This window comes from Gordonia sp. BP-119, assembly GCF_016924115.1.
Taxonomy (GTDB): domain Bacteria; phylum Actinomycetota; class Actinomycetes; order Mycobacteriales; family Mycobacteriaceae; genus Gordonia; species Gordonia hongkongensis.
The window spans coordinates 1-24,528 of sequence record NZ_JAFFZF010000055.1; the positions used below are offsets into that span (position 1 = coordinate 1).

The following is a 24,528-nucleotide window of genomic DNA, read 5'->3' on the forward strand; positions in this document are numbered from 1 at the left end:
TCGTCGCCCTCGAGCACACCCTGCTCACCGTGGTCTGGATCATGCTCACCGACAACGTCGTCTACGACGAACCCGGCCCCGACTACCACCAGCAACGCCACCCCGAACGCACCAAGAACCGCGCCATTTACGACCTACACAAACTCGGATACGACGTCACCATCACACCCCACGGAGCGGCCTGAGCAGCCACCTCACCTAACTCTTCGGATTAGGGAGCAGGGTTTTGTCGCTCTTTCGGATCAGGGAGCAGGAGCAGGGTGGGTCGCCCTTCGAGAGGCAGGGAGCAGGGCCGCGCTGGTCGTCGACGGACCCGTCGAGGTTGGCCAGCGCGGCCCGCGCGGCTTCGAGTTCCTGACTGAGTTCGTCGATGCGGCGTTGCGCGGCCGTTCTGGCCGATTCGATGACGGCGTCGACCGCGGCGATCGCGGTCTCGTCATCGAGCTCCCGCATCGCCCGGGCCACCCGGTCGGCGGTGATCTCGACGGGTTTTGCCAGCTTTCTGGTTCCGACCGCAACCGACAGCGTCCACGTGCTCTCCCCTGCCGCGGTGATGGTGACCGTGGTCGGCGCGGTCGGCGCCTTGGCCTTTCGCGACGACCTGGTCGTCGCAGGCGCCGGCGCCGACTCCGTCGCCCTCGGTGGGGCATCCGTCGCAGGACGCGCCTTTCGGGACGGGCGGGCGGAAGTCGATTCCTCGACATCTGTTTTCGATGACGACGTCGGTTGTGGCTTCGGGGGCGCCGGTTCCGGTGTGCGTCGACGAACCGCAGCGGTCGCAGTGGTCGCGGCTGCCGGTCGGTTACGTCGCAGTTCGTCGGCTTCGAAGGGCAACTGGTCGTCGACGCCCCTCGGGCTCACCGTCACTGTCGTACCGTCGATCGACACGACTCGCGCCGAGGCGCCGGCCTCCAGGTTCAGCGATGGCATCGCATCGCGCAGATAGACCGTGGCTCGCTTACCGGCCGCGAGTGCCGCGGACAGCGACTCCAGGTCGTCGGGACCCAAGCCGGCCCTCGTCTGTGAACTCACCGCGCCATTGTCGCACATGCGTGCGAATCCGCGTTACCCATCACTGCGTCGCGCCGTCGGCGATTCACCGTTCGTGCAGTTCAAACCTAGTACTTGCGACCGTTATCGTTTCGTGACCCACAGCATCGTTGTGGCCTCGAACGTCGCCGGCGGGTCTCGGGTGAACGTTCGCGGCCCTAATGTTCTCGGGGACGGTAACGGGTCTTCGGAGGGACAACTTGTGACAGAGGCCAGCACCCCGACACGCACATCGTCGGTCGCGACACGCGAGACCCCGATTGCCGATCACGCGTATGCAGGCGTCACGATCGCGGCGCTGCTGTGCGCGACCTCGGCAGCGACATTCCTGACGCTCTTCCCCTGAACCTGCCGTCCCTCAGACTTCGAGTGGAAAGCACCGCAAGTGCTCATTGCCGGTGTGTCACCTGCGTCGACTTCGGTCCGCAGGTGGCACACACCACTGGCGGTCGCACATCGGCGCCAGGAGGCCCGTCTTTATCCCGCTGTCACCCGGGTGAGCTGTTCAGACACCGCCCACAGACGCGATGCTGCTTCGTGATCACGGAACGGTTGCCAGGGTTGCCGTAATCCGGGTGGCCCGCCGGCGTCACCGGGCCACTGTGGTCCGAAGAACGCATCATCGGGCGTCTCCGGCTGCGTCGCCGCCATCAGGGCTGGGAGGGCAGCGGTTTCGACGGTGCCCACACCGACGCCGTGCCGCGACATCCACTCGATCACGCGCCGGCCGCTCGTCGGGGCGGTCCTGCCGACCTCAGGACGAGCGGCGAGAAGGCTGGTCGGGGCGACTCCCGGATGTGAGATCACGCTCGTCACATCCCAACCGGCAGCGCGGCTTCGGCGTCCGAGTTCGAGTCCGAACAGCGCGCACGCGATCTTGGACTGGCGGTAGGCCTTAATTGCGTCGTAGTGGCGCTTCCAGTTCAGATCATCCCAATTGATCGAGCCTCGTTTTGCCGCGATGCTCGTCTGCGAGACCACCCGTGCCTTCCCGGACCGGAGCAGCGGAAGCACCGCGACGGTCAGGGCGAAGTGTCCTAGGTGGTTGGTGCCGAACTGGACCTCGAATCCATCGCCTGTGGTCAGGCGTTTCGGCGGAGTCATGATCCCGGCGTTGTTGATCAGGATGTCGCTCGGTGTGCCGTCCGCCCGGAGCCTGCCGGCAAGCGCCTCGACCGATGCCATCGATGACAGGTCGACTTCCTCCATCGTGAGTGTGGCGGCGGGGTGACGATCACGAATGCGCTCGACCGCCCTCGCCCCCTTGTTCGGATCACGCACCGGCACGACCACTTCCGCACCGGCGCCGGCGAGCGCATTCGCGATCTCCCACCCGATGCCGTCACTCGCGCCGGTCACGACCGCTCGACGGCCCGTGAGATCGGGGATGGACAGGCTGTATCTGCTGTTTCGTGTCATGCGGAGCTCCTGACGGACTCGGAATGTTCTCGCTTCCAGTCTTGTGTCGGTCCGCACCGTTATCCACGGCCTGTCGATCCGTGGCTCCGCGGTTCCGGGCGCGCAAGAATGGCCGAATGATCGATCGTCCCGGTCTCGCTGACTTCCTTCGGGTGAGGCGTGCCGCCCTTCAGCCCGAGGACGTCGGACTGCCTCGCGGGCAGCGCCGTCGCACAGGTGGACTCCGTCGCGAAGAGGTGGCTGCCCTGTGTCACATGTCCGCCGACTACTACTCACGACTCGAACGCGAGCGCGGCCCGCAGCCGTCGCCACAAATGGTGGCCGCCATCGCACAGGGCCTCCACCTCTCCGTCGAGGAGCGAGACCACCTGTTCCACCTCGCCGGCCACCGGCCGCCCATGCGCGGACCCGACCGCGAGCACATCTCCCCGGGCATGATGCGGATCTTCGACCGGCTCGCCGACACCCCGGCCGAGATCGTCACCGAACTCGGCGAGACGTTGCGCCAGAACCGACTCGGGGTGGCACTGGTCGGCGACCTCATGCGGTTCGACGGGCCGGCGCGGAGCATCGGCTATCGGTGTTTCACCGATCCGCGGGCTCGCCAATTGCATCCGTCCGACGACCACGACTTCTACTCACGTATGTACGTATCCGGACTACGAGGAGTGGCTGCGCTACGAGGCCCGCAGTCGTATGCGGCGTCGCTCGCGGAACGGCTCACAGGCGAGAGCGAGGAGTTCCGCGAGATCTGGGCACGGCACGAAGTGGGTATAGCTCCTCGCGAGACCAAGAGGTACGTGCACCCCGAGGTGGGATTGATCGAGCTGAGTTGCCAGATCTTGGTCGACCCGCGGTGTTCGCATTCGCTGCTCGTCTACACCGCGACCCCGGGCAGTGCGAGTGCCGAGAAGCTCCGGTTGCTGTCCGTCGTCGCGGCACCCACGGCGACCTGACGCCCGGCAAGCGAAGCCGAGTCACTCGGAGGGCAGCCGCTCAGAACCCCCCGAAGTCGCCACCGCCGAAGTCGCCTCCCCCGCCGAAGTCGCCGCCACCGAAATCTCCCCCGCCGAAGTCACCGGAGTCACCACCGCCGAAGTCGCCGGAGTCACCGCCTTCCAGGGCGCCACCGTCGGAACCGTCGCCGGCGCCACTCTCGAAGGACTGCGCGTCGTAGGGAACGCCCGCCATGCCGGAGAACATTGCCGAGAACAGGAACATCGATCCGAGTCCCCAGGCGCCGGCAACGAGAGCCGGTTTCCACCACGGCTCGGAGTACCAACCGGCGGGTACCGGCCTGCCCGCGACGCGGCCACCGGGATAGTAGTTGGGCGTCTGCTCCGACGGGTTGGGCGATGCCGCGACCTTTCGTCCCTCGAACTCCACGGTCCGGTCCTCGGTGACCGCACCGGCACTCTTCTGCCCGTCGAGCTCGGGGATCGCCGGACCGGGGTCGAGGTCCATGGCGGCCCGGGCCGCACGGATGTAGTAGAGCCCCTCGATCGCAGTCTGTTTGGCCAGCCGCGCCTGCACCGGCGAATTGGCCTGCTCGATCTGAGACCCCGCCGCGGTGTATCGCTCCCCCGCGTCGGCCAGCGCCTGTTTCGATGCCGGGCCGTCGCCGACCAGCATGAACACCTGGCCGCCCAGACGTTCTATCACCTGTCGTGCGTCGGCTTTCGCGTCCTCGAGGGTGCGGGCCGCGTTGGCGCCGGAACGCTGTTGGGCGAACACCACCACCCCGACGACGATCACGACGATGACGGCGATCAGGATCAGTGCTTCCATGCTTCCCTCCGGTTTCGCGAGTCCGCAGCCCGGTGGCGGTGACGTCAGGCCGACAAAACGGACACCACCGAGCGTACCGATGCCCGCCGACCCGATGCGTCTCGACGGATGGCGAGCGCGTCTCGACGGATGGCGAGCACCTCGGCCTCGTCCATTCTCCGCGAGGCCGGCGGTGGTCGTGGAGTTTCTGCGGTGCCGCACGCGCAGCCGCCGACCGTCATCGGTCACCCTGGGTGGGTGACCGGTCGACACGCGGTACGAATTCAACCTTCGCAGAACTCCCACCTTGTGGCCGAGCTCCGCTGGGAGTGGGCGTACGAAGACGATCGCTCCGTCGGGCCGTGGCTTGGCGATACCGCCTTCGCCGCCGCGGTTGCGAGTTGGTTGGACGATGAGCGACGAACGGTCTGGACCGCGGGCACGGACGACATGACCGTGGGAATGGTGTGCTTGACCGAACACGCCCGGATGCCGAGTCCCCGGCAGGGCGCCGGCGGCCGATGGGGTTATCTCGGTCATCTGTACGTCCGCCCGGCGTTCCGCGGTTCCGGGATCGGACGTGAACTGGTCCGGCATACCGTCGCGACCACGGACGGCCGTGGATACGCGAAGGTGGTGCTCAACCCGACCGAAGCATCGACAGACCTGTACAAACAATGCGGTTTCACAGCCGAGAACGACCTCATGGTCCGCCGCCCGTGATCGACTACCGCGGCGCGTGACCGGCCGCCGCGAGCCGCGAACTCTACGATGGCGGCGTGTTCTTCTTGTTCGGATATGGCCGTAGGCAGAAGCATCTCGGTGCGGGTCAGACCCGCACCTGTCCCCGCTGCCACAACACCACCCAGTGGGCGCGGATGCGTGAATACAGCCAGTTCAGCGTGTTCTTCATCCCGATCGCCCGGTGGAACCGGCGCAACTTCGAGGCCTGCGGCATCTGCGGCGCGGCGCTGGCGGCCTGATCGCCGTCCGGGGCGAGTGGGGTGGACACTCCTCCCTCGCCCCTTCTGCGCAGCCGGTTTGCCGGTCCGGAAACTGGTTACCCTCGAGGGGTGTCCGTCTCTCCCGATACTCCCGCCCGCACGAGCGCCGCGATCACCGGCTTCGAGCGCACCTTCGTCGACGAGCTGACGCCTTTCACCGTGCCGTGGCAGGGTGCCGAGACGCCTGACCCCCGACTGCTCGTCGTCAACGAGTCACTCGCCGACGACCTGGGCCTCGACATCGCGGCACTGACATCCGACGACGGTGTCGCACTTCTGTCGGGTGCGGCCGCGCCCGCCGATGCCGTCCCTGTCGCCACCGCCTACTCCGGGCATCAATTCGGCGGGTACACACCGCTTCTCGGCGACGGCCGGGCGTTGCTGCTCGGGGAGCTGATCGACCGCGGCGGTCGACGAGTCGATCTACAGCTCAAGGGTTCCGGGCGTACTCCGTTCTCCCGAGGTGGCGACGGATTCGCGGTGGTCGGGCCGATGCTGCGCGAGTATGTGATCAGCGAGGCCATGCACGCCCTGGGGATCCCGACCACGCGTTCGCTGTCGGTCGTGGCCACGGGGCGAGACATTCAGCGCACCGGGGCCGAGCCCGGCGCGGTGTTGGCGCGGATCGCCGCCAGCCATCTCCGTGTCGGCACCTTCGAGTACGCAATCCGGAACACCGACCTGACGCAACAACTCGCCGACTACGCGATCAGCCGTCACTACCCGGAGCTCGCGAAAGCGTCGGAGGCCGGCGACGGCAACCGGTATCTCGCGTTCTTCGAAGCCGTACTCGAACGTCAGGCCGCCCTGGTGGCCCAGTGGATGCTGGTGGGGTTCGTGCACGGCGTGATGAACACCGACAACACGACGATCTCGGGTGAGACCATCGACTACGGGCCGTGCGCGTTCCTCGACGCCTTCGACCCGTCGGCGGTGTTCAGCTCGATCGATCACGCGGGCCGATACGCCTACGGGAATCAGCCCGCCGTCCTGAAGTGGAATCTGGCGCGGTTCGCCGAAACCCTGCTCAGGCTCATGGCCCCGACACCCGATGAGGCGATCGCTGCGGCGTCGGACGTGCTCGCCACCTACGAGGCGCGGTACGAACACCATTTCGCCACCGGCATGGCGTCGAAAATCGGTCTGACAGAAGCGCTTTCCGAACCCGAACTGGTCGCCGACCTGTTGACCCTGATGCGTGATCATCGCGCGGACTGGACAGGCACCTTCCGGGCGCTGGCCGACGAACTCCGCGGAGATCAGGTCCCGATCATCAGCCTCATGCCGCGCGAGCAGATCGGTCCGTGGCTGAAACGATGGCGCCGTGAACTCGCCCGTCTCGGTCGTGAGCCCGGTGCGGTCGCCGAGGCGATGGATACCGTGAACCCGGTGTACATCCCGCGCAACCATCAGGTCGACGCCGCTTTGCGCGCCGCGACCGACGGCGATCTGGAACCGTTCACGCGGCTGATGGATCCCGTCACGCATCCGTTCGAACGCCGCACCGAATGGGCTCACTTCGCGGCGCCGGCCCCGCAGGCGTTCAGCGACAGCTTCCAGACCTTCTGCGGCACCTGAGCGAGACGACGTCGGTGGGCCCACGGTGACCTCGAGGCAGGATGACGAGTCGCGGGATGTGCTGCTCGCAGAACGGGAACGGACCGCCGCGCTGATCGAATCGTTGTCGTCCCGGCTGGCCGCGGTGCTCGAGGCGACCAGCGACGCGGCGGCCGACGACGAGCACGACCCGGAAGGTTCGACTCTCGCGGTGGAACGCGGCCATCTGGTTGCGCAGCTGGAACGGTCGCGAGTCCGGCTCGACGAGATCGGTGCCGCCCTGGACCGGGTCGGCGCGGGTGCCTACGGCCGGTGCGAGGACTGTGGCGAACCCATCGGTGCCGAGCGCCTCGAAGTCCTGCCGGCCACCCGGCAGTGTGTGCGGTGCGCCGCTCGGAATCAGTCGCGACGATGGTGACCCGGAGTCGCAGCGTTGTCCGGTCCACCCGTACTCCAAAGTGCATCCGGTCCTCTTCCGCCTCCGGCCGTCGTCTCGGCTGATCGACTCTGCCACAGGATGTTTGACGCACCCGCCGACACGCCCGGCACGCCGCGACATCGAACTCCGTGGTCCGTCCCGGCTTCTGATCGGCATTGTCCACCTGTGCCGCGGTTCAGCAGGAATTCGCGTCTGGTTTCCCGCCGACGTATGCGCGTATCGCCATACGCGGGTAGACCGGAAGGCGGGAGAGCACGCAACGACTCGAACCGAGAGGTGTCCGGCATGAAAGCCATCCAGATCGTCAAGCCAGGAAGTCCGCCCGAGCTCCGCGAGGTCGACAAGCCGACACCCGGCCCCGGCCAGGTGTTGTTGAAGGTGACTGCCGCCGGTGCGTGCCACTCCGACGATTTCGTGCTCAACATGCCCGCCGAGGGTTTTCCCTATCCGTTACCCATGACGCTCGGGCACGAGGGAGCCGGTGTGGTCGCCGAGATCGGCAGCGGTGTGACGTCGCTGACCGAGGGAACCGCGGTGGCGGTCTACGGCCCCTGGGGTTGCGGGACCTGTCACTTCTGCTCGCGTGGGTTCGAGAACTACTGCAGTCGTGCGGCCGAACTCGGCATCACTCCCCCCGGGCTCGGCAACGAAGGTGCGATGGCCGACTACATGATCGTCGACGACGCCCGGCACCTCGTTCCGCTCGGCGACCTCGACCCGATCGCAGCGGTACCGCTCACCGACGCGGGGCTCACGCCGTATCACGCGATCAAACCGTCGCTGCCGAAGCTCGTCGGCGGCACCACGGCCGTCGTCATCGGTGCGGGCGGATTGGGGCACATCGGGATTCAGCTGTTACGGCATCTGACCCCGGCGCGCATCATCGCCCTCGACCTCAGCGAGGACAAGCTCGCGTTCGCACGCGAGGTGGGTGCCCATGAGACCGTTCTCAGCGATGCCGACGCCGTGGCGAATGTCCGGAAGATCACCGGAAACGACGGCGCCACCGCGGTATTCGACTTCGTCGGCTTGCAGCCGACCATCGACACCGCGATGGGCATCGTCGGCACGCTGGGTGACGTCGTGATCGTCGGCATCGGTGACGGTGTCGCCGCGGCGAAGGTCGGCTTCTTCACCCAGCCCTATGAGGTGTCGGTTCGGGCGCCGTACTGGGGTGCGCGGCACGAACTGATCGAGGTCCTCGACCTCGCGCGCGACGGTGTCCTGGAGGTCGCCGTCGAGAAGTTCTCCCTCGACGACGGGCTCGAGGCCTACCGTCGGTTGGCCTCGAACGAGCTGCGTGGCCGGGCGGTCGTCGTCCCCGACTGACCTCGGAGCTGTACCCGGACGGTCATGCGGAGTCCCGTGGCGGCACCGCAGCCCCGCAACCTACGGTACCGTAACTTAGGTGAAGGTCGAGCTGTCCGAGGCACAGGCGGTATACGAGCACTACCGGACCCATCAGCAGGACCGCGCCCGGGCGCGAATGATGTACGCGGTGCTCGCCGCCCGAATCCGGCCGGTCGTGCGCTTTCGTTCGCGGGAGGCGATCGTCCGCGCCGTGCGCAGCGGGGCTCCGCTGCTCATTGCGGCGAATCATGTCTCCGAGCGCGACCCGTTGGTCCTCGCAGCTGCGGGCTTCCGGTCACCGCTGCGGCGCCGGATAGGCAGCCTGCGTGTCCTCGCGAAAGACGAACTGTTCCAGGATCCGGAACAGCGAAAGAAGATCGACACTCTGGGCGGGATCCCGGTGTTTCGCAGCAAGGACCACGGAGTGCGAGCTGCGGCCGACGCCGGGCGTCAGATGATCGCCGTCTGCGTCGAACGAATGGCACGCGGGGACAGCATCGCGGTGTTTCCGGAGGGGACCTGCAACGAGGGCGACCCGACGGAGGTTCAGCGGCTCGGCACCGGGATCGGCCACATCGCCCATCGAGCCCTGCGAGACGGTGTCGGACTGTGGTTGGTCTCCGCCGGGATCGCCTACCCGGCCGGTGGTGGCCGGCCCGTTGTCGCTCTGGGTGAACCGGTGGACCTCGGCGCCCGTCGAGACGACACACCCGCCGCCGTGACCCGCTGGATCCAGCGAGATCTGCAGGGGGCGGTCGACGCCGCCTGCGGCCACGTGCGCTGACCCCACAGGTGACGGGTGCGCCGACGTCGGCCGGGTTTGGCTCGCGCGTTCGCTGGTTAAGCGCAGGGGATGAAACGAGATGACGCCGCTGAACGAGCTGACAAGGATCCGGCCTCAGCTGAACCGGACGTTCGCGACGACCCCGAATCGGCCGACCCCGATGATCCGCGCAAGCCGGACTCCCCCACTGACCTGACCAAGCCGTCCCTCCTCTTCGTGCTGAAGAAGACCGCGCGGGAGTTCTCGCGCGATCAGTGCACCGATCTGGCAGCGGCGCTCACCTATTACTCCGTGCTCTCGCTGTTCCCGGCGCTGCTCGCGCTGGTCTCGCTGCTCGGTGTGTTCGGCCAGGGCGAGAAGACGACCGACGCCGTCCTGCAGATGGTCGACGACCTCGGACCGTCGTCGGCCGTGGACACGTTGCGGGGCCCCGTCGAACAACTCGTGGCCGCCCCCAGCGCCGGTTTCGCCCTCGTACTCGGTCTGCTCGGCGCGCTCTGGTCCGCTTCGGGTTACGTGGGGGCGTTCGGACGCGCGATGAACCGGATGTACGAGATCGACGAAGGCCGTCCCATCTGGAAGCTGCGGCCGATCATGCTGCTCGTGACCCTCGTAGCACTCGTGCTCGCCGCTGCCGTGGCACTGATGCTGGCCGTCAGCGGACCGATCGCGAAATCGATCGGAGACGCCATCGGTTTCGGCGAGACCGCGCTGACCGTGTGGAACATCGTCCGTTGGCCGATCCTCCTGCTGTTCGTCATCCTGATCGTCGCCATTCTCTACTGGGCGACCCCGAACGTGCAGCAGCCGAAGTTCCGGTGGATCAGCGCCGGAGCGGTGCTGGCCATCGTCACCTGGATCGTCGCGTCGGTGGCATTTGCGCTGTACGTCTCGAACTTCGGCAGCTACAACAAGACCTACGGCGCACTCGCGGGAGTCATCGTCTTCCTGCTGTGGCTGTGGCTGACGAACCTCGCGCTGCTGTTCGGGGCCGAGTTCGACTCCGAACTCGAACGTGGCCGACAGCTACAGGCGGGGATGCCGGCCGAAGAGCACCTGCAACTGCCGCCTCGGGACACCACGGCGTCGGACAAGAACGACGAGAAGGACCAGAAGTACATCGAACAGGCTCGGGCCCTTCGTAACTCGCAGGGGAAGTGAGCGACCGCCCGACGCCCCCGTAACGTCAGTGGAACCGGCCGGGCACCAGCTCGGTCGACCGGTGGAAGGAACGTGGCGCGATGAGCCGCAATCAAGTGACCGGCGCGGTCGACCGCGCCACCGACAGCCCGTGGTTCGAGCGCTTGGCGCGTGCCGGCCACGCCGTCAGCGGCCTGCTCCATCTGCTGATCGCCTACATCATCCTGCGCCTGGCCTTCGGTGGGGGCGGGAACGCCGACCAGTCGGGTGCGTTGGGGATCTTCGCCGACTCGTCCGGCGGCCGCGTCGTCCTGTGGGTGGCCGCGGTCGCGTTCGCAGCACTGGCGCTGTGGCGACTCGCCGAGGCCGTCGTCGGACCCCACGCCACCGAACCGGGCGAGGACAGTGATGGCGCCGAGCAGTGGTTCGATCGCGGAAAAGCGTTGTCGCTCGCCGTGGTCTACGTCGGGCTCGCCTGGTCGGCAATACGTTTCGCGACCGGCCAAGGGAAGTCGAGTGGTCAGGAGAACGCCGGACTGACAGCGCGACTCCTGCAGTCCGGTGGCGGGAAGTTCGTCCTCGTCGCGGCCGGCCTGATCATCATCGGCGTCGGCGTCTACCACGTCTACAAGGGAGCCAGCCGGTCGTTCCTCGACGATCTCAAGATCTCCGACGACAAGGCGGCGACAATCGCGGGCGTGATCGGTTACTGCGGCAAGGGTGTCGTTCTGGCCGGCACCGGCATCCTGGTCATCGTGGCTGTTGCGACTGCCGATCCGTCGAAGGCCACGGGGATCGACGGCGCGGTCAAGACACTGGCCGGCCTGCCCGCCGGGCAGGTGCTGATGATCCTGGCCGCGGTGGGTATCGCGGCCTACGGCGTCTACTGCTACTGGCTGGTGCGGTTCGCGCGGATGTGACTCAGCCGCCGTCCGGCGAGTCGTCACCGCTACCCGACCGTCGACCGCACCCGCTCCCCCGCCCGCGCGAATCGGACGTTGTCGTCGGCGACGTCACCACGGAACAATTTGCGGTCGGCGTAGTAGCTCATCGACATCACCCAGGGCTCCTCAGCTCCCTGCTTGGGCAGGGTGTCGAGGGCTCGTTGGACGTAGCCGGCCCCGAAGTCGAGCAGTGGCCGAGTCGGCATATCGGGGTCCGCGACCGCCCACACACTGTCGTATCCGTGAGAATCCATGTGCGCCAGAAGTTTGCAGAAGTATTCGCACAACAGTCCGATCTTGAGGGTCCACGACGCATTGGTGTAACCGATCGCCAGCGCGAAGTTCGGCACACCGGACAGCATCATCCCGCGGTAGACGACGGTGTCGGGAAGGGACACCGGTTCACCGTCGACGCTCAGCTCGATGCCGCCGATGATCTTGATGTTGAGCCCGGTCGCGGTGACGACGATGTCGGCCTCGAGTTCCTCCCCGCCCACTGTCCGGATGCCGTTCTCGGTGAAGGTGTCGACCCGGTCGGTGACGATCGAGGCCTTCCCGGAGCGGATGGCCCGGAACAGGTCGGCGTCGGGCACCACACACAGCCGCTGGTCCCAGGGGTTGTACGGGGGATTGAAATGCGTGTCCACCGGATAGTCCTCGGGCAGCTGAGATTCGTTGATCTTGCGGATCAGCCGACGAGCGACCGATGGGAATCGCTGGCACAGTTCGAAGAGCAACCGCTGCTGCGCGACGTTCTTGTGTCGGGTCAATGCGTATCCGCGTTCGGTGCCGAACACTTTCTTGAGGGTGTTGGCGATGGCGTCCTCGCGGGGCAGCGGGAGGATGTAGGTCGGTGTGCGCTGGAGCATGGTCACGTGCGCGGCCTGTCCCGCCATCGCGGGAAGCAGTGTGACCGCCGTTGCGCCGCTGCCGATGACCACGACCCGCTTGCCCGCGTAATCGAGGTCCTCGGGCCAGTGCTGCGGATGCACGATCTCGCCACGGAAGGTCTTGGTGCCGGCGAACTCCGGCGCGAACCCCGCGTCGTAGTCGTAGTAGCCCGAGCCACAGAAGATCCATCGCGCACTGATCTGGCTTCGCGTTCCGGTGTCGGTGTGTTCGACGTCGACCGTCCACCGCGCGGTGTCCGACGACCACACGGCCGCCACCACACGATGCCCATACCGGACCAGCGGAGCGAGATCGTTCTCGTCGATCGTCTCGTGGAGGTAATCGAGGATTCGCGGGGCGTCGGCGATCGCCTGTCGATCGGTCCAGGGCTTGAAGTCGTACCCGAAGGTGTGCAGGTCCGAGTCGGACCGAATCCCCGGGTAGCGGAACAGGTCCCACGTACCGCCGGCGGTATTCCGGGCCTCGAGAATCGCGATCGACTTGCCAGGGTGTTCGGTTCGCACCCAGCGGGCGGCACCGATGCCGGAGATCCCGGCACCGACGATGAGGACATCGACTTCGTCTGGGATCGTTGTCACCCGGCACTCCTTCGGTCGGTCTGTCGGTGATCGGCATCCAGGATGACTCGCCGGTCGTTGTCGGCGCCAGACCGGGTGGCGACACTACCCGTCGACGCGTCGCGCGGTGCTTTCGGTTGTCGGTCGCGCAGCTGCTGCGTCGTTCGCGACCGCTGCACCGAGCAGTTGTCCACCGCTGGTCAGCAACGCTCGACGCCACGGCGCCACGCCCTCGATCTCGATCTGGATGGACATCGACAACACGGTACGGATGAGCACGATGAGCCCGAGGATGAGCGCATCCTCGATCGACGGTTTGGACGTGATGGTGCGGATGAGATCCGCCGCGACCAGGACTTCCAGCCCCAGGAGAATGGCTGCTCCGAGTGTGTTGCGCAGTACCGAGAAGGCAGTGTTGCCACCCTCTCCCCGACGGAGCGAACGTGCGCCCAGCACGCACGCGATGATCGCTCCCACGATCATCGCGAAGGCTCCGACTGCCTCGAACCCGACCGCTACCGCTGTGAAGAGTTCCTCACCGCTCATGCGGTGGAGAGTACGGGACCGGGGCGCAGCCGGTGTCCCGTGTAGTCAGTCGTTGTCGGACTGCCGTCCGGGTAGGAACTGGCGGATTCCCTGTCTGGCTGCGTTCTTGGCGACGGCCCATGCATCGTCGTCACCCTTGACCAGCGCCTCGCCGAGGGCGAGGACCTGCTCGCGGGTCGCGTGCGGCGGGACGGGAGGCACCGTCGGGTCGCAACGCACGTCGAGCAACGCCGGTCGATCGGCGGCCAGGGCGGTGTCCCATGCGGTACCGAGACCATCCGGGTCGTCGACGTTGATCCCGACGAGTCCGATCCCCCGCGCGAAGGCCGCGTAGTCGACGTCGGGGAGTTCCTGTGAGGCAGCGAATTTCGGCGATCCTGACATCGCGCGCTGTTCCCACGTGACCTGGTTCAGGTCGTTGTTGTGCAACACCACGACGACGAGCCGCGGATCCGTCCACTGCTGCCAGTAGTGCGCCACGGTGATCATCTCGGCCAGGCCGTTCATCTGCATCGCACCGTCGCCCTCGAAGGCCACCGCGGGCCGGTCGGGGTGCGCCCACTTGGCGCCGATGGCATAGGGCACCGCCGGCCCCATCGTGGCCAGCGTCCCGGACAGCGACCCCCTCATCTCGGCGCGGAAGACGATGTGCCGTGCGTACCAGTTGGCGGCACTGCCCGAATCCGCGGTGATGATGCAATTCGACGGGGCGCGTGGCGAGAACTCGTGAAAGATGCGCATCGGATTGACCGGATCCGCGTCGGTCATCGCCTGGCCGGCCGCATTCGTCCACCAGCGCTCGACGTCGGCTTCGACCTTGTCGCGCCACGAGCGGTCGGTCTTGGGTTCGAGCAGCGGGATGAGAGCTTGCAGCGTGGCGCGTGCGTCGCCGACGACATTGAGCTCATTCGGGTAGCGCATGCCGATCATCTCGGGTGAATGGTCGATCTGCACTCCCCTGGCCTGTCCGAACGACGGAAGGAACTGCGAGTACGGGAAATTCGATCCGACGGTCAGCAGGGTGTCGCAGCCCGACATCAATCGATGGCTGGCCGTCGTGCCGAGCAGGCCGATGGATCCCGTGACCCACGGCAGCGTGTCGGGGAGGACATCTCGCCCGAGAAGGGCTTTCGCGCAACCGGCGCCGAGGATGTCCGCAACCGTGATGAGCTCAGGCGCACATCCCCGTGCGCCCTGGCCGACCAGCATCGCGACTCGCTCCCCGGAGTTGAGGATCTCGGCGGCTCGCGCGACCGCGTCCGGGTCCGGCACGGGGGTCGCCGACGTGACCCCGAGGCTGGACGGGACCTGCTTGAAGGCCTGCTGTGGTGGCTCGTAGGTCAGGTCGAGAACATCCGAGGGAAAGATCAGGGCCGTCGGCGCGCGTTCGGCGAGCGCGATCCGACGGCTTGGAACGCGCTCATCTCCTCGTGGCGCGATTGGACGAACTGCGGATCGTTCTCCGCGCGAACCCAGGCCGACAGCAGGCCGTTGATGCCGTCGCCGGGGTAGCCGAAAACCTGCCGGACCCCCCACTCCCGAAGGCGTTGCAGCACGATGTCGGCGACGGTCTCGGACATGGGTTCTCCTCGGGACGACGTCCCGGACGGTGACGGAGACCGCCGGGCTGTCGCTCGACTACCCGGGGAGAAGCCCGCCGACACCCGACGGGCTGGGCCGACCGAGCACTAGCCCGTGGGTCACCTCGATCTGTGCCACACGGCGTCGAACGGTGCGTTCGAGGCGAGACGGCCGACGATGCCGTCGTGGGTGAACTGTTTGGCGGTCCGGATCGCGTCGAGGACCCCTGCGCCCTTGGTGAGTTCGGCGGTGGTGGCGGCCGCGAACACGCAGCCGGCTCCGGAGACCCGCTCGTCGCCCACCTTCGGGGCACGCAGGACGGTGACCTCGGAGCCGTCGAAGACGACGTCGATCGCCTCCTCGCCGGGGAGTCCGACCCCGCCCTTCACGACGACGACCTTCGGCCCGAGATCATGGATTCGCCGCGCCGCCTCGGCGAGGTCGTCGGTGGACGTCAGTTCGTCCATGCCGGCCAAGGTCGCGGCCTCGAACAGATTGGGGGTCACCACGGTGGCCAGCGGCAAGATCTCGGAGCGGAGGGCGTTGTCGGTGTCGAGTGCGGCGCCGGGCTCCTGACCCTTGCAGATCAGCACCGGATCGACGACGACGTCTCGCCACTGTCGGGAGCCGAGCGCCTGCGCGACCGTGGAGATGGTGGCCGGGGTGCCCAGCATGCCGATCTTCACGACCTCGGGTTCGTGCGCGGCGGTGGCCACCTCGATCTGATCGGCGATCACCCCGGAGTCGATCGGTACGAACCGATGGGACCACTCGTTGTTCGGGTCGAAGGACACGATGCAGGTGATGGTCCCGACACCATAGGTACCCAGCTGTGCGAAGGTGCGCAGGTCGGCCTGGATGCCCGCTCCCCCGCTGGCCTCCGAACCGGCGATCACATAAGACACCATTGACATCGACGATCTCCTCCCGAGGACTGTCCTGGATTCGGGTTCCTTTTCTACACCCCCGCGCGTGACACCGGTCTGCGCGCACCGCGCCGCCGGCGCGGTTAGTACCGCATTTGTGGGGTACCCGAACGCGCATTAGTCCAGACACGATGTGCGCGATGGTCTACCGCGGCCCCGCGGCCAAGTTCCAGCTGCAGGCGGGTCACCGATCGCCCTCAACTGGGCCATCGATGCGGTCCGCAAAGGCGGCACCGTTTCGGTCATGGGTGCGTACGGGCCGATGTTCAGCGCGGTCAAGTTCGGCGACGCCATGAACAAGGGACTCACCCCGAACATGAACCAGTGCCCGGTAAAACGGCAGTGGCCGAGACTGTTCGACCACATCCGCAACGGCTATTTCACACATTGTCACGCATCGAATTCCGCTTCGAGCACATCGCTGAGGGCTACCGCATCTTCTCCGAGGAGCTCGACGACTGCATCAAGCCAATCATCGTTGCCGACGCCGGCTGAGGAGGACCCGTGCCCGCTATCCCGCAGACCGCCCCCACGACCCCGACACCGCCGCACTGGTCGACCGCATACCCGGATGGGGCGTCGACCTGGATCCCGCAAACCGCCCCGCGGTTCCGCGCGAACTGCCCGTGGAACCGGCCCCCGGCGTCCACTGGACCGTCCCCGAAGACCAGCCCGAGCGTCAGCCCCGCGAGCGATCGAACGAACATGCCTTTCTGCCACCGGTTTTCGGCACGTCCACGCCGCCGCGCGGGCTGTCCGGGGTGATCCGACGCTCCGCGTACCGCTACAGCGAGGGGCGCGCGGCGCATTGGCTGATCCTGCTGGGCGCCGATCGCGTGGCGTCCATCGAGGCGCACCTCGCGTCGTTCGCGACCGGTCGGCCCGACAACCCGGTGACCGAGACGGGCATCCGGTCCGAACTCTCCCACCACGGATGGTCGTCCCGCCGTGGCCGGAAACGCGTCGACGGCAACCACTCCCGGTTCGACCCGTTTCTGGTGGGCGGGCCGCGGGTGATCACCGGGGCCGCGGCGGGTGTCGCGGTGGGGTGGGCGCGCCCGGTTCGACGATCATGTTCATCGGCGAACAGCCCGGTGACCAGAAGGATCGTGCCGACGAACCGTTCGTCGGTCCGGCCGGCCGCTGTCGTGTGTCTGGGTGCCACGGCCGCACAGGCCTTGCTGGGCACCAACTTCCGGCTCACCCGACACCGTGGCGAGCGCTTCGATCTCGGCGCCGACGGAGACCTCGGCCCCGACCATTCCGAGTTCGTGGTGGTGACCGTGCACCCGTCGTCGATTCTCCGCGGACCCACGGATCAGCGCGAGCGGGCCTTCGACGCCTTCGTCGCCGACCTCCGCGTCGTCCGCGACCTCGCAGCATCGACCTGACTTGCGGCACCCGCTCCGGTGCGGTTTCGCTGACAAGCGTCTGGACTGGTGTCTATAGTCGGCGGCGACGGCCGGTCTCGGCGCTGCCACGACGGGCTGCCCGTACCGATACCGGTGGACGGGAGAACGATGGACCTGCAGGAGATCAGCGACCGGTTCGGCATCGCGGACACGTTGTACCGGTACTCACGAGCGGTCGACACCAAGGACTGGGAACTCTGGCGCTCGGTGTTCACCCCGGAGGCGGTGGTCGACTACTCGTCGACGCCCTACGGTCAGGCGGGCACTCGGGACGAGATCGCCGCGTGGCTGGAGGAGAGTTTCGCGTTCGTGTCGGTGAGTCAGCACTTCATCACCAACATCGAGTACACGTTCGACGGAGACCGGGCCGACGTCCGCGCCATGTTCTACAACCCGATGCGTTTCGTCGGCATGCCCGAACTCAGCACCTGCGGCGGCAACTACCACCATTCGATGGTCCGGACCGCGGATGGCTGGAAGAGCGCGGGCCTCCTGGAGGAGTGCCTGTGGTTCGAGAATTCGCCGGCGGGCGCGAACGACAGCTGACGGGCAGACCTGAACTCGACCGCCAGACTTCGATCAAGGTCTGGCTGTCGGATTCAGGTCTGGTGGTCTGGGTTCGGTCTCGGCCAAACGTGCCGTTATCGAATCGTGGCCACGGAGAACGATCCGGCACCGACCGCGCCGAGGCGACGGCGCCGAGCGGCTTCGCTCCCTAGCCTGGGAGGAACACCCCAGAGCGGAGGAGTCAGGTGGACGAGTCGCGAACCTGTCTGGTCACCGGAGCGACCGGTTACGGCGGCGGCCGATTGGCGCCCCGGTTGTTGGCACGCGGGCACCGTGTGCGCGCACTGGCGCGGACACCGGAGAAGCTCGCCGACGCACCGTGGTTGTCTGATCCGACGGCCGAGGTGATTCGGGGTGATCTGTCTGATCGCGATTCGCTGGTCAAGGCCTTCGCGGGTGTGGATGTCGTCTACCACCTGGTCCACTCGATGAGCACCGACGCGGACTTCGCGGCCGAAGAGCGGCGTGCCGCGGAGAATGTGGTGGCCGCGGCTCAGCAGAACGGCGTGTCGCGCATCGTCTACCTCGGCGGTCTCCATCCGTCGGGCACCGACCTTTCCGAACATCTGGCCTCACGCGCCGAGGTCGGCGACATCCTCATCGACTCACCGATCGAGACCATCGCGTTGCAGGCCGGGACGCTGATCGGCTCGGGGTCGGCCTCGTTCGAACTCATCCGGCACCTCACCGAGCGACTACCCGCGATGACGACGCCGCGGTGGGTGCACAACAAGATCCAACCGATCGCGGTCGACGACGCCCTGCACTACCTCGTGGAAGCCGCCACCGCCACCGTCCCGTCGTCGAGGACCTGGGACATCGGCGGTCCCGACGTCCTCGAATACGGCGACATGATGCAGGTGTATGCCGAGGTCGCGGGTCTTCGACCTCGAGTCATGGTGGTACTGCCGTATCTCACGCCGGCGCTGGCGAGCCGCTGGGTCCGGTTCGTCACGCCGATCCGCGGCAAGATCGCTCGACCGCTGATCGAGTCCCTCGAATGCGACGCCGTCTGTCGCGACCGTGCCGTCGACGCGATCATCGATCGTCCGGAAGGGGGGTTGACCTCCTACTCGGAGGCGGTTGCCCACACGCTCGAACGCTCGGCGCGCGGCGATGGCCGTGCCTCGTGGGCCAACGCGTCCGTAGACGTGTCGCCGGCCGAACCCCTTCCCACCGATCCACAGTGGGCCGGTGAGGAGATGTTCGAATCGGAGACCCGGGTCAGTGAGCGCGCGAGTAGTGCGACGGTCTGGGAGCGGCTCGAGCGGGATGCGCGGCACCGCGGTGAGATCGTGCTCGTGCGACGACCGGACCGACTTCGTATTCGTCTGCGCGACAACCGGTTCGGCAGATCGTATCGCGAGTACCGCCTCCAGGCGGCGGACGACGCGCACGGGTCCGTGACGGTCACGACCACCGAACGGTACTTCCCGCGCGGGCTGGCCGGGCTGGCCTATTGGCGTCTGGGAACACCCTTCCGCGCCCTCGGCATCCCGGGTTTCGATCCGTTCCGGTGAACCCCCGATCCGATGACGTGTCCCGAAACGTCTCGTGCTCGGGTTAAAGTCGGCACGACCGTGGTAACTCCCGGTGAACGACTCGTTCAACGGAACGGGGAACAGGCACGGTCCGGCGAGGAGAAGGATGATCGGGTGTCGTTGACCGAGCGGGTCGACCGTTTTCAGCGGCGGCATCCGGCGACCGGCTTCCCGCTTGCCGTCATCTACAAGTTCGTCGACGATCAGGGCGCCTACCTGGCCGCGCTCTGCGCCTACTACGCGTTCATCTCGTTGTTCCCACTATTGCTGCTGTTCGCGACCGTGCTGGGTATCGTCCTGGCCGACAACCCCGACCTCCAAGACCGCATCCTGGACTCGGCGATGAGCCAGATCCCGGTGATCGGTGGGCAGTTGGGCGAACCCGAGAAGCTCAGCGGCGGGGTCACCGCCATAATCATCGGGGTCGTGGTGTCCCTGTATGGCGGTCTCGGAGTGGCGGTCGCCGCCCAGAACGCGATGAACACGATCTGGGCGGTGCCGCGGAACGAGCGTCCCGACCCGATCTTCGCCCGTCTGCGTGGCCTGCTGTTGTTGTCGACGATCGGCGTCGCGGTCATCGGTCTGACCGTCGTCAACGGTGTCTCGGCCGCGTTCGAACTCGGCATCGTCGGCCGTTGGTTGGCGATCCTCGGATCGGTGGCGTTGAGCACGCTGGTGTTCACCGTGGCTTTTCGGATCGGCACTGCCCGCGACGTGTCGGTCCGGGACGTACTGCCGGGCGCCTTCGGGGCGGCGGTCTGCTGGCAGATCATCCAGACCTTCGGCGCGGTCTATGTGCAGCACGTCATCGGTAACGCCAGCTCCACCAACGGCGTCTTCGCGATCGTGCTGGGCCTGCTCGCCTTCCTCTACGTGTCGTCGATCGTGATCGTCATCTGTCTCGAGACCAACGCGGTTCGCGTCGACCGGCTCTATCCACGTTCGCTGCTCACCCCGTTCACCGACAACGTCAGTCTGACGAAGGGCGACGAGGCGGCGTACTCGGCGCAGGTTCTCGCGCAGCGCAACAAGGGTTTTCAGGAGATCGACGTCTCCTTCGACAACCCGCGTGACGTCGAGTCCGGCGCTGAGGTGGACCCGCGCTCCCCCGAATCCGAACGCGGCTGATCGTCGGCGGTCGCGGCGCGACGTCAGCGAAGCCGGAACTCAGTGCAGCGCGCCCAATTCGACGAGCAGCACACCGACGATGATCACCCCGATGCCGGCCACCATGCGTCGGTTGAGGCGTTCGCGGAACAGGAAGTGTGCGGCGACGGCCGTGGCTGCGACCCCGGCCGCCGCCCAGATGCCGTACGCCACACCGAGGGGCACGCCGTGCCGCAGCCCGAGGGTCAACGCGACGAACGCCGTCAGATACCCGAGGACGACGACTCCGTAGAAGGTCGGTCGACCGGTCGCGGCGGCACGCAGCGCGAGGGTCCCGGTGACCTCGGCGACGATGGCGGCGACGATGAAGACATATCCCACGGTCAGACCCCCGAAGCGGCGGAGTCGGTACCCGCGTCGACGGGTGGCCGGTGGCCGGTCTCGACGAGGAGAACCCCGATCATGATGCACACGATGCCGATTCCCATCAGGAATCCGAAGGGCTCGTCGAATATCCAGGTCGCCAGTACCGCGGTGAGTGCGACGCCCGACGCCGACCAGATGCCGTAGGCCACGCCGATGCCCATGCCGCGCTTCAGGACTGCGGCCAGGAGTATGAACGCGAACGTGTAACCGACGGCGACCACCGCGTACAGCATCGGTTCGGTCTGTGAACCCTTGAGTGACAACGTCGCCGCGACCTCCGCGGCGATCGCCGCGATCAGCATCAGCCAGGTCATATCTCTCATTCCACTCGACGCCCTACTGGGACTGTAGGCGAGGACCGCGGACGGCGAACGCCCCGGTCCGCAAGGTGGGCGGACCGGGGCGCATGAACCAGGCGCCGGGAGCGGAGCGGGGTCAGCGCGAGGTGCCGACCAGGTCGCGCGACCGGGAGTCGTCGGCGGCGAGCCAGCGCACCTTCGAACCCAGCGCGGCGTCCACGCTGAAACGTCCGGCGCCGATCACGGCCAGCAGCAGTGCGCCGGCACCGAGGGCGAGCACGAACTCGTAACCACCGTCGGAGACCCAGATGCCGTTGTCGACGTGTGCGATGAACAGCGCGCCGATCATGTCCAGCGTGAACAGGGCGGCGACGATCGGGGTCAACAGCCCGACGATCAGGGCGATGCCACCGAGGATCTCGAGCCACGTGACGACGAACGCCGAGAAGGACGCGGCCGGAACACCCATCATGTCGAACCCGGTCTGCGGTCCGGTCCAGCCGTTCTGCTGGAACTTCTGCAGGCCGTGAGCCAAGAAGATGACGCCGAGTGCGACGCGTCCGATGAGGATGCCCGCGCTGCGGACGATGGGGTTGGTCATGACTGAGCCGCCTCACTAGATGATTGTGACTTGAAGTATCAAGTGAAGGCTAGGTGCTGACACTTGATGCGTCAACCTGATCACGGACGTGTTCACTTCATATACACTGCGCAGATGTCCACTGCCCCAGAGCCGAACTGGCTCGACGACGAGGAAATGGACGCCTGGATCCAGGTGGCAACCGCGCTCGCCCACCTCCCCCACGCCCTCGACGCCCAGCTTCTCCGTGACGCCCAGATCACCCACTTCGAGTACGAGGTGATGGCAGCGCTGTCCGAGGCCCCTGACCGCACCCTGCGGATGAGCCAGCTCGCCGAACTGTCCTACGGTTCGCTGTCCCGGCTCTCGCACGTGGTCGGCAGACTCGAGAAGCGGGGATGGGTTCGGCGCCATCCTTGCCCCGAGAACGGTCGATTCACGAATGCCGTTCTCACCGAGTCGGGTTGGGAGAAAGTGGTGGCCACCGCTCCCGGGTATGTGACCAACGTGCGTGAGCTCGTCATCGACCGCCTCACGCGTGCGCAGCTTCGCCAGGTGGCCGCGATCGGAAGGCGGATCAACGCTCGTGAGACCGGGTCGACGTAATCCCCCGGCGCCAGACGGTCAACGTGGATCGAGTCCGAGTTCTTGTGTGCCGAGCACGTTGAGCAATTCGATCTTTCCCGCTGCGTCCGTTCGCGGCGCTGCGGTCAGCACGAGCAACACCTGGGTTTCGTCCTCGGTGAAGAGCGCCTGACAGTCGACCTCGATCGCGCCGACCTCGGGATGGATCAGGATCTTGTGGTCCTCGAAGCGTCGGCTCACGATGTGGGTGTCCCAGAGTGTGGCGAACTCGCTGCTGCGGCGTCGAAGTTCCGTGACCATCGCTCCGGCACGGGAATCGGCGCCCATGACGCCGTAAGCGGCACGGAGCGAGGCGACCTGCGCACGGCTCTGTCGCCCGTGATCATCAGCCGGGTAGCGGCCGCGTTCCTCGTCGGGGTACACGAACCACCGGTAGATGGCACTGCGATCCATTCCGACGAGATGGTCGGTGTCACCGAACAGCGCTCGCGCGCAATGATTCTGGACCAAGGTCTCCCCCAGTGTCGAGAGGATGAGGGCGGGGGTGTCGGTGAGCCGGTCCAGTACCCGCAGGAGTCCGGGCGCGATGTGGTCCGAGGCCGCCATCCGGTCCGGCGCGCTGTGTCCGGCTACCCGGAACAGGTAGTCCCGCTCATCGGCGGTGAGGCGAAGTGCGCGAGCGAGCGCCGCCAGCATCTGGGTGCTCGGTTGTGGGCCGCGGCGTTGTTCGAGACGGGTGTAGTAGTCGGTCGACATCGTGGCGAGCTGCGCCACCTCTTCGCGTCGAAGACCCGTCGTGCGTCGCCGGGCGCCCCCCGGCAGACCGACATCGGATGGTTGCAGACTGTTGCGTCGGCTCACGAGGAACCCGGCCAGCGCATCACGATCCATCAGGCCAGTATCACGGCGTCGGTACCGCGTTGCCAGGGATCGGCGATCCCCCGATGGTTGCGCTCTGGATGACTCGCCCGCCGGATCCGAGACTCGATGACATGAACCTCACCGGAAACACCATCTTCATCCCCGGAGCGACCAGCGGGATCGGCTTGGCACTTGCGACCCGTCTGCACCACACGGGCAACACCGTCATCGTCGGCGGGCGGCGCACCGAACTCCTCGACCGTATCCGTTCGCAACACCCCGGGTTGCACACCGTCGCGATCGATGTCGCCGACCCGGCCAGTGTCGAGTCCGCCGCACGGAAGGTCATCGCCGAACACCCGAACCTCGACGTGCTCGTCGCGATGGCCGGCATCATGCGGGCGGAGGATTGGTCGTCCCCGGCAGGCTTCCTCGATGCCGCGGAGGCAATGGTCACCACCAATCTCCTCGGTCCGATCCGTCTGATCGGCGCGTTCATCGACCACCTGCGGTCTCGACCGTCCGCCACGATCATGACCGTGTCCTCGGGTCTGGCATTCGCCCCGCTCCGGGTGACGCCGACCTACAACGCCACGAAAGCGGCGATCCACATGCTGAGCGAATCGTTGCGCCTACAGTTCGCCGATACCGCAGTCGACGTCGTCGAACTCGTGCCGCCGGCGGTTCGCACCGACCTGCTGCCGGGACAACGGGACAGCGACTTCGCCATGCCCCTCGACGAATTCGTCGATGAGGTCGTCCATCTCATCGGCACGCAACCCGCCGCCACCGAACTGCTCGTCGAGCGGGTGAAGTTCCTGCGGTGGGGTGAGGCGCGCGGCGACTACGCCGACGTCGTGGCGACGCTGAACGAGCAGGACCCGCACTGAGGTGGCAGGAGCGCGACCCCTTCGCTCCCTGATTCGAAAGAAGCCCACCACCCCTGCTCCCTGAGGTGCGAGGAGCGATAGCGACGAGCCTCGAAGGGTCCTGGCGAGATGCGTGGCAGACCCTTCGTGACGCGCCCTCCGCAAGCTCCGGGCGCTCCTAGTAATAGCTGGAAGGGCTGGTAACTGGGACATCCTCCTGATGTGGTCATAAGGGGCTTGGTTATCCCAACCACAAAAGGAGGATGTCAATGTCTAAGGCTAGTCGTTTGAGTCGTGGAGACAAG

The 24,528-nt window shown here is 66.8% G+C and carries 25 protein-coding genes and 5 pseudogenes; 19 read left to right on the forward strand and 11 right to left on the reverse strand.

Annotated features, from left to right (window positions below; genetic code table 11):
- Positions 1 to 185: pseudogene (locus JW364_RS21850) on the forward strand (IS110 family transposase); the annotation flags it as partial.
- A gap of 13 nt (positions 186 to 198) precedes the next feature.
- On the opposite strand, the gene JW364_RS21855 reads toward JW364_RS21850, so the two are convergent.
- On the reverse strand, positions 199 to 1,050 hold the full coding sequence (locus JW364_RS21855; RefSeq protein ID WP_240199459.1) for a DUF6319 family protein: 852 nt from the start codon (positions 1,048 to 1,050) through the stop codon (positions 199 to 201).
- 202 nt (positions 1,051 to 1,252) lie between these two features.
- Between JW364_RS21855 and JW364_RS21860 the strand changes: the two genes are divergently transcribed.
- The gene (locus tag JW364_RS21860) at positions 1,253 to 1,396 is read left to right on the forward strand and encodes a hypothetical protein (RefSeq protein WP_205334347.1); all 144 of its coding nucleotides are present in this window, start codon (positions 1,253 to 1,255) and stop codon (positions 1,394 to 1,396) included.
- Positions 1,397 to 1,527: 131 nt separating this feature from the next.
- Here the strand turns inward: JW364_RS21860 and JW364_RS21865 are convergent, their stop codons facing one another.
- Positions 1,528 to 2,469: an SDR family oxidoreductase gene (locus tag JW364_RS21865; RefSeq protein ID WP_205334348.1), complete on the reverse strand. Its 942-nt coding sequence runs from the start codon at positions 2,467 to 2,469 to the stop codon at positions 1,528 to 1,530.
- 116 nt (positions 2,470 to 2,585) lie between these two features.
- On the opposite strand from JW364_RS21865, the gene JW364_RS21870 reads away from it, so the two are divergent.
- Positions 2,586 to 3,425 carry a helix-turn-helix transcriptional regulator gene (locus JW364_RS21870; RefSeq protein WP_205334349.1) on the forward strand — a complete coding sequence of 280 codons (840 nt, stop codon included), beginning with the start codon at positions 2,586 to 2,588 and terminating at the stop codon, positions 3,423 to 3,425.
- 40 nt (positions 3,426 to 3,465) lie between these two features.
- Here JW364_RS21870 and JW364_RS21875 read toward each other — a convergent pair whose 3' ends face one another.
- Positions 3,466 to 4,257: a hypothetical protein gene (locus tag JW364_RS21875; protein WP_058250604.1), complete on the reverse strand. Its 792-nt coding sequence runs from the start codon at positions 4,255 to 4,257 to the stop codon at positions 3,466 to 3,468.
- Between the two features lie 129 nt (positions 4,258 to 4,386).
- Here JW364_RS21875 and JW364_RS21880 point away from each other — a divergent pair, with 129 nt between their 5' ends.
- The 8 genes from JW364_RS21880 (at position 4,387) to JW364_RS21915 (ending at position 11,430) form a co-directional block, all read left to right on the forward strand.
- Positions 4,387 to 4,959, forward strand: a complete 573-nt coding sequence (locus JW364_RS21880) for a GNAT family N-acetyltransferase (protein ID WP_205334350.1) — start codon at positions 4,387 to 4,389, stop codon at positions 4,957 to 4,959.
- A 56-nt stretch (positions 4,960 to 5,015) separates the two neighbouring features.
- A complete protein-coding gene (locus JW364_RS21885; protein ID WP_068972513.1) occupies positions 5,016 to 5,219 on the forward strand; it encodes a zinc-ribbon domain-containing protein in 204 nt (67 codons plus the stop codon).
- A 90-nt stretch (positions 5,220 to 5,309) separates the two neighbouring features.
- The gene (locus JW364_RS21890; RefSeq protein WP_137809406.1) at positions 5,310 to 6,818 is read left to right on the forward strand and encodes a YdiU family protein; all 1,509 of its coding nucleotides are present in this window, start codon (positions 5,310 to 5,312) and stop codon (positions 6,816 to 6,818) included.
- A gap of 25 nt (positions 6,819 to 6,843) precedes the next feature.
- Positions 6,844 to 7,215 (forward strand): TraR/DksA C4-type zinc finger protein, encoded by a 372-nt coding sequence (locus JW364_RS21895; protein WP_137809407.1) that lies wholly within the window; start codon positions 6,844 to 6,846, stop codon positions 7,213 to 7,215.
- A gap of 306 nt (positions 7,216 to 7,521) precedes the next feature.
- Positions 7,522 to 8,565 (forward strand): NAD(P)-dependent alcohol dehydrogenase, encoded by a 1,044-nt coding sequence (locus JW364_RS21900; RefSeq protein ID WP_078113864.1) that lies wholly within the window; start codon positions 7,522 to 7,524, stop codon positions 8,563 to 8,565.
- A gap of 79 nt (positions 8,566 to 8,644) precedes the next feature.
- Positions 8,645 to 9,370 carry a 1-acyl-sn-glycerol-3-phosphate acyltransferase gene (locus tag JW364_RS21905; RefSeq protein WP_205334351.1) on the forward strand — a complete coding sequence of 242 codons (726 nt, stop codon included), beginning with the start codon at positions 8,645 to 8,647 and terminating at the stop codon, positions 9,368 to 9,370.
- Between the two features lie 69 nt (positions 9,371 to 9,439).
- Positions 9,440 to 10,531, forward strand: coding sequence for a YihY/virulence factor BrkB family protein (locus JW364_RS21910; protein ID WP_205334352.1), 1,092 nt, complete (start codon positions 9,440 to 9,442; stop codon positions 10,529 to 10,531).
- An 80-nt stretch (positions 10,532 to 10,611) separates the two neighbouring features.
- Complete coding sequence (locus tag JW364_RS21915; RefSeq protein WP_205334353.1) at positions 10,612 to 11,430, forward strand: DUF1206 domain-containing protein; 819 nt, start codon at positions 10,612 to 10,614, stop codon at positions 11,428 to 11,430.
- 29 nt (positions 11,431 to 11,459) lie between these two features.
- On the opposite strand, the gene JW364_RS21920 is transcribed toward JW364_RS21915, so the two are convergent.
- From JW364_RS21920 to JW364_RS21935, 4 genes and pseudogenes are all read right to left on the reverse strand, one after another.
- Positions 11,460 to 12,944: an NAD(P)/FAD-dependent oxidoreductase gene (locus JW364_RS21920; RefSeq protein ID WP_307814820.1), complete on the reverse strand. Its 1,485-nt coding sequence runs from the start codon at positions 12,942 to 12,944 to the stop codon at positions 11,460 to 11,462.
- 84 nt (positions 12,945 to 13,028) lie between these two features.
- Positions 13,029 to 13,469: a DUF1622 domain-containing protein gene (locus JW364_RS21925; protein ID WP_159370871.1), complete on the reverse strand. Its 441-nt coding sequence runs from the start codon at positions 13,467 to 13,469 to the stop codon at positions 13,029 to 13,031.
- Positions 13,470 to 13,514: 45 nt separating this feature from the next.
- Positions 13,515 to 15,049: pseudogene (locus JW364_RS21930) on the reverse strand (thiamine pyrophosphate-dependent enzyme).
- Between the two features lie 120 nt (positions 15,050 to 15,169).
- Positions 15,170 to 15,964, reverse strand: coding sequence for a PfkB family carbohydrate kinase (locus JW364_RS21935; protein ID WP_068972505.1), 795 nt, complete (start codon positions 15,962 to 15,964; stop codon positions 15,170 to 15,172).
- A gap of 190 nt (positions 15,965 to 16,154) precedes the next feature.
- Between JW364_RS21935 and JW364_RS21940 the strand changes: the two are divergent.
- From JW364_RS21940 to JW364_RS21965, 6 genes and pseudogenes are all read left to right on the forward strand, one after another.
- Positions 16,155 to 16,471 (forward strand): annotated as a pseudogene (locus tag JW364_RS21940) (glutathione-dependent formaldehyde dehydrogenase); the annotation flags it as partial.
- A pseudogene (locus JW364_RS21945) lies at positions 16,468 to 17,022 on the forward strand (hypothetical protein); the annotation flags it as partial. The pseudogenes JW364_RS21940 and JW364_RS21945, both read left to right, overlap by 4 nt.
- Before the next feature lie 2 nt (positions 17,023 to 17,024).
- Positions 17,025 to 17,367, forward strand: a pseudogene (locus JW364_RS21950) (uracil-DNA glycosylase family protein).
- A 129-nt stretch (positions 17,368 to 17,496) separates the two neighbouring features.
- Entirely contained in the window at positions 17,497 to 17,934 is a 438-nt protein-coding gene (locus JW364_RS21955) for a nuclear transport factor 2 family protein (RefSeq protein WP_205334354.1), read from the forward strand.
- 206 nt (positions 17,935 to 18,140) lie between these two features.
- Positions 18,141 to 19,475, forward strand: coding sequence for an NAD(P)H-binding protein (locus JW364_RS21960; RefSeq protein ID WP_205334355.1), 1,335 nt, complete (start codon positions 18,141 to 18,143; stop codon positions 19,473 to 19,475).
- A 135-nt stretch (positions 19,476 to 19,610) separates the two neighbouring features.
- Positions 19,611 to 20,624, forward strand: coding sequence for a YihY/virulence factor BrkB family protein (locus JW364_RS21965; RefSeq protein ID WP_205334356.1), 1,014 nt, complete (start codon positions 19,611 to 19,613; stop codon positions 20,622 to 20,624).
- Between the two features lie 39 nt (positions 20,625 to 20,663).
- Here JW364_RS21965 and JW364_RS21970 read toward each other — a convergent pair whose 3' ends face one another.
- From JW364_RS21970 to JW364_RS21980, 3 genes are all read right to left on the reverse strand, one after another.
- Positions 20,664 to 20,984 (reverse strand): multidrug efflux SMR transporter, encoded by a 321-nt coding sequence (locus tag JW364_RS21970; RefSeq protein ID WP_137809426.1) that lies wholly within the window; start codon positions 20,982 to 20,984, stop codon positions 20,664 to 20,666.
- 2 nt (positions 20,985 to 20,986) lie between these two features.
- Entirely contained in the window at positions 20,987 to 21,343 is a 357-nt protein-coding gene (locus JW364_RS21975; protein WP_068972502.1) for a multidrug efflux SMR transporter, read from the reverse strand.
- 121 nt (positions 21,344 to 21,464) lie between these two features.
- Positions 21,465 to 21,929, reverse strand: a complete 465-nt coding sequence (locus JW364_RS21980) for a DoxX family protein (protein ID WP_205334357.1) — start codon at positions 21,927 to 21,929, stop codon at positions 21,465 to 21,467.
- Between the two features lie 114 nt (positions 21,930 to 22,043).
- On the opposite strand from JW364_RS21980, the gene JW364_RS21985 reads away from it, so the two are divergent.
- Positions 22,044 to 22,514 (forward strand): MarR family winged helix-turn-helix transcriptional regulator, encoded by a 471-nt coding sequence (locus JW364_RS21985; RefSeq protein ID WP_205334358.1) that lies wholly within the window; start codon positions 22,044 to 22,046, stop codon positions 22,512 to 22,514.
- 18 nt (positions 22,515 to 22,532) lie between these two features.
- Here the strand turns inward: JW364_RS21985 and JW364_RS21990 are convergent, their stop codons facing one another.
- Complete coding sequence (locus JW364_RS21990) at positions 22,533 to 23,384, reverse strand: helix-turn-helix transcriptional regulator (RefSeq protein WP_205334359.1); 852 nt, start codon at positions 23,382 to 23,384, stop codon at positions 22,533 to 22,535.
- Between the two features lie 101 nt (positions 23,385 to 23,485).
- Between JW364_RS21990 and JW364_RS21995 the strand changes: the two genes are divergently transcribed.
- A complete protein-coding gene (locus JW364_RS21995; protein WP_205334360.1) occupies positions 23,486 to 24,244 on the forward strand; it encodes an SDR family oxidoreductase in 759 nt (252 codons plus the stop codon).
- Positions 24,245 to 24,528 lie beyond the last annotated feature (284 nt).